A 4,276-nucleotide genomic window follows, 5' to 3' on the forward strand; every position below is an offset into this window, starting at 1 on the left:
TTGCCGAGCCGATTACATTAACTCTCACTGGCGATCTCGCTTCGATCGCTTCTACATCGAGATCTTCGTGCCTAGCAGCTAGGTAGCCCAGTCACCAAGCGATCCGATCTCGATCTGTTCGGCAGGGATCGCTAGGCAATATGAGTAATGAGGGGATTGCCAAAATGTATCAGAATTAATATGAATTGGTGACATTTGAGCATAAACTGTAAACTGTTATGCAGAAAATTAAACATTAGTGTCAGTGGTGTAATCGAATACACCATAAATTTCAAAAGTGTAGTGTGAGCAAGAACATGACGAACATCTTATCGAAAATTTTTATTTCCCCGATCTTTATAGCTACTGCGGTCTGGATTGCCAGTCTGCAAACTGCAATGGCTAACCCTACAAATAGCCCCAAATCAGATTCTGTAGCGGCGACTAATACTGAAGCTACTGCCGAGCAAATCGAACAGGCTACACAAGCCACCGAAGTTAGACCTGGTGATTGGGCATATCAAACATTGCAAGCACTAGGCAACAAATATAGTTGCGGCAATACACCCACTAGCAACAAAACCTTATCCCGCGAAGAATTTGCGACTAGCCTTAATGGTTGCGTTCAATCGATCGAACAACTAGTCGCCAGAAGAAAACCGCGTAGAGCCATCAAAAAAAGGCGGTATAATCCCGCGCCAGCGGTAGAGACGGCACCTTCAACCGCTCCAGAAGTAGTCTCGCCACCGCCTGAGCCAGCTCCAGTTGTAGCTCCGCCCGAACCACAGATCGAGCAAGAAGAAGTAGTTAGCCAACAAGATCTCGACAGACTCAAAGGATTGGTGCAATCGTTTAGTGCCGAACTCCAAGGTGTAGATACTCGCCTTGTCGCTTTAGATGAAAAGGTTACTAAACTCAAAGACCAAGCTTTCTCTACTACTACCAAGTTAAATGCCGAAGCAATTCTTGGGATCAGCGGTTACAACACTGGTCGTGGAATCGTCGCTGGTTCGAGTAGCACAGTGTTGAGCAATCGCGTTCGTCTCAACTTTGATGCTAGTTTCATGGGCAAGGATCGGCTCCGCGTGAGATTACAGTCTCGGAATACGCCCAACTTGACGACACCTGCTGGTACTCGGATGGCGCGTTTAGGCTATGACGGTGACGAAGCCAACCAAACCAATGTGTCTTTGCTCCAATACTCTTATCCACTCAGCCCCCAAACCAAAATTATTGCTGAGACAGTTGGTAGTGAGTTTAACGAGAACATGTACACCTTCAACCCTATTCTTGCCAGTTCTGGTGAAGGTTCGATTTCTCGATTCGGTCGCTTCAACCCTATTTACCGACTCAGTGGTGATGGCGCATCATTAACACTAAATCACAAGTTTAGTGACGCACTAGATGTAGCAGTAGGATATGCGGTTCCAGGCGCAGCTTCTACTAACGCTACTACTGGTGTTACCACTCCCGCTGTAGTTTCTAACCCTGGTGCGGGTACCGGCTTATTCAATGGTGCTAACGCTATCATCGGGCAGTTAAACTTCCGCCCAGCAAACGATCTCAATCTCGGTCTGATTTACGCCCGTTCTTATGGTAACGGTGGGATTGCTGGTGGTACTGGTAGTGCGGCAGCAGACAATCCTTTTAATGGGGTAGCGACAACTGCCAACCATTACTCTTTCCTCGCTAGTTACAAAATTAGTCCTAATTTTGTGTTCTCCGGTTGGGCTGGATTTATTGAGGCCAATCGTGAGGTCGGTGGCGGTAGTGCTAGTGTCAGCAACTATGCAATTTCATTAGCTTTCCCCGATCTCGGTCAAAAGGGGAATAACTTAGCATTTATTTTCGGGATCCCACCAAAACTTAATTCGCGCAGTACTGCTGCTTCCCCCGATAACAGCACTTCATATCATCTTGAAGCTCTGTACAAAGTGAAGTTAAATGATAACTTGGCGATTACTCCTGGCATTTTGCTGATCACCAATCCCGAACATAATAGTGCTAACCCCACTGAGTATGTCGGCACGATCCGCACTACCTTTAAATTCTAATTAACGAACGCGTCAGTCAGAGTTAGCAATAGCAAAAATATAGTCACAATGGGAAAGCAACCTGCTTTCCCATTTTTTTTATCGATCGGTTGGTGTCTGAGCCTTTGTAGACTGGAGCCGACAAAGCCTGGAAACATCGAGCGTCCCACGGATATATCATCTGGGTAGATTATAAACTGTAAACTATTATGCAGAAATGATAAAAACTAATACTGTAGGATGTGCCCAACTATGCCTATGTAATTAGGTAAAAAATTACCGTGTGAGGAAAAATCGATCGAATGACAAAATTGTTATTTAAAAATCTGTTGTCGCCACTCCTGATTCTCGTAACTGTCTGGAACGCGATGGGCGCATTGGCAACTGCTAATGAATCGACAACAGTCCCCAATTCTCTGGCTGTAGAGCCTAACGCAACAGAGATCGAACAAACCTCACAAGCGACAGAAATTAAATCTGGGGACTGGGCTTATCAAAATCTTCAGGCATTAAGCAAGAAGTATAGCTGTGCCAACACTCCCGATGGCAAAACCCTATCGCGCGAAGAATTTGCCACTAGTCTCAATAGCTGCGTCCAATCGATCGAGCAACTAGTTGCCAGAAGGAAAGTTCGTAAACTCAAGAAACGGCGGTCTCCAGCACCCGCTGTCACAACGCCACCGCCAGTAGAACAGGAAGTCATCCCGCCAGCACCAGAACCTACTCCAGTCGCACCTCCTGCACCTGTAGAACCAGAAGTTACTCAGCAGGATCTCGATAGGGTCAAAGCTCTAGTACAGTCTTTTAGCACCGAACTGCAAGCTGTAGATAGCCGCATCAGAGAGCTAGATGATAAAGTCACTAAGGTCAAAGACCAAAGCTTCTCGACGACGACAAAACTAGTTGGGGAAGCAATTTTTGCGATTAATGGGTTGGCGGGTGGCCCGTCTACGGCAACACGCAATACGATTTTTGCCGATCGCGTGCGGCTTAATTTCCGCAGTAGTTTCACCGGCAAAGACTTACTCTTGGTACGGCTCCAATCTCGCAATAGCAACACTTTTGCGGGCACTCCATCTGGTACTAACATGACCCGACTGGGATTTGAAGGTAGTGAAGAAAACGCCACCTATGTCAGCAGATTGCAGTATCAGTTACCGTTGAGTGCCACCAGCAAAGTCTATATCGAAAGTGTCGGCAATGAGTTCAACGATAACTACTATAACTTCAACCCCGAACTTCAAGCTGCGGGTACTGGTTCTATCACCAGATTCGGTCGCTTCAACCCAGTTTATCGCCTCAGCAATGAGGGTGCAGGGATCGGGATCGATACCAAATTAAGCCCCAATCTCGGCTTGGTATTGAGCTATGCGGTACCTCGCGTCCCCCAAACAGGTGTTAACCCTGCGCCAGAAACCGTCAATAATCCCAGTCAGAATAATGGTTTGTTCAATGGTTCTAATGTGCTGTTTTCGCAACTCACTTTAAAACCTTCGGAAGATGTGAGCTTAGGCTTAATCTACGCTCGGACTTACACCACTAACGGTACTGTCCTCTCTGGCAACACGGGTAGTACCTTTGCAAACAATCCCTTTGCTGGTTCGCCAACTTCTGGCAACCACTATTCGGTACTCGGTAGTGTCAATCTCTCTAAAAATCTAGTCTTATCCGCTTGGGGTGGTTTGACGCAAGCCAATCGCGAAGCAACTGGTGGTGGTAGTGCCGATATCTGGAACTACGCCGCCACGCTGGCAGTGAAAGATTTCGGCTCCAAAGGTAGCACCCTTGGATTTGTCGTTGGGATGCAACCGAAGGTAACTAGTAACACGACAGTAACTCGTCGTGATAATGATACTAGTTTACACCTGGAAACTTTCTACAAATATAAAGTCAGCGATAATCTCTATATCACGCCTGGATTATTGCTCTTGACTAACCCCGAGCATAATGCTGGCAACCCCACTGAATACCTCGGTACGATTCGCACGACGTTCGTGTTCTAGTCAATCTTACCAGTCTCGATCGAGGGGTTCCCATCCAGGGAACCCTTTTTTGTGCGGTGGTAGATAGGAGTGGCGATCGATCTCTATATGCTGTTTACTGATGATTAGTAGTTGACAACTTAATAACTAATGAAACGACGGGACATCTTACTGGGAGCATCCAGCATTGCTACAGCCGCAGTCATTGCCACTGCGCAATCGAGTACCGCCAAGCAACCAGAACCAACAACATCCACTGTTAGCAACACCAGTCTGGGTAAG

The 4,276-nt window shown here is 46.8% G+C and carries 2 protein-coding genes; both read left to right on the forward strand.

Going from position 1 to position 4,276, the window contains the following annotated elements:
• Nucleotides 1-296: 296 nt before the first annotated feature.
• Complete coding sequence (locus RMO84_RS19415; protein WP_310490084.1) at nucleotides 297-2,033, forward strand: iron uptake porin; 1,737 nt, start codon at nucleotides 297-299, stop codon at nucleotides 2,031-2,033.
• A gap of 281 nt (nucleotides 2,034-2,314) precedes the next feature.
• Nucleotides 2,315-4,015, forward strand: coding sequence for an iron uptake porin (locus RMO84_RS19420; protein ID WP_310490085.1), 1,701 nt, complete (start codon nucleotides 2,315-2,317; stop codon nucleotides 4,013-4,015).
• Nucleotides 4,016-4,276: the final 261 nt, after the last annotated feature.

The sequence above is a fragment of the Chamaesiphon sp. VAR_69_metabat_338 genome, from assembly GCF_031423935.1.
Lineage (GTDB): Bacteria > Cyanobacteriota > Cyanobacteriia > Cyanobacteriales > Chamaesiphonaceae > Chamaesiphon.

Bases quoted from the DNA above. Each gene is read 5' to 3' on its own strand.
- RMO84_RS19415 (WP_310490084.1), top strand. From the start codon at position 297: ATGACGAACATCTTATCGAAAATTTTTATTTCCCCGATCTTTATAGCT.
- RMO84_RS19420 (WP_310490085.1), top strand. From the start codon at position 2,315: ATGACAAAATTGTTATTTAAAAATCTGTTGTCGCCACTCCTGATTCTC.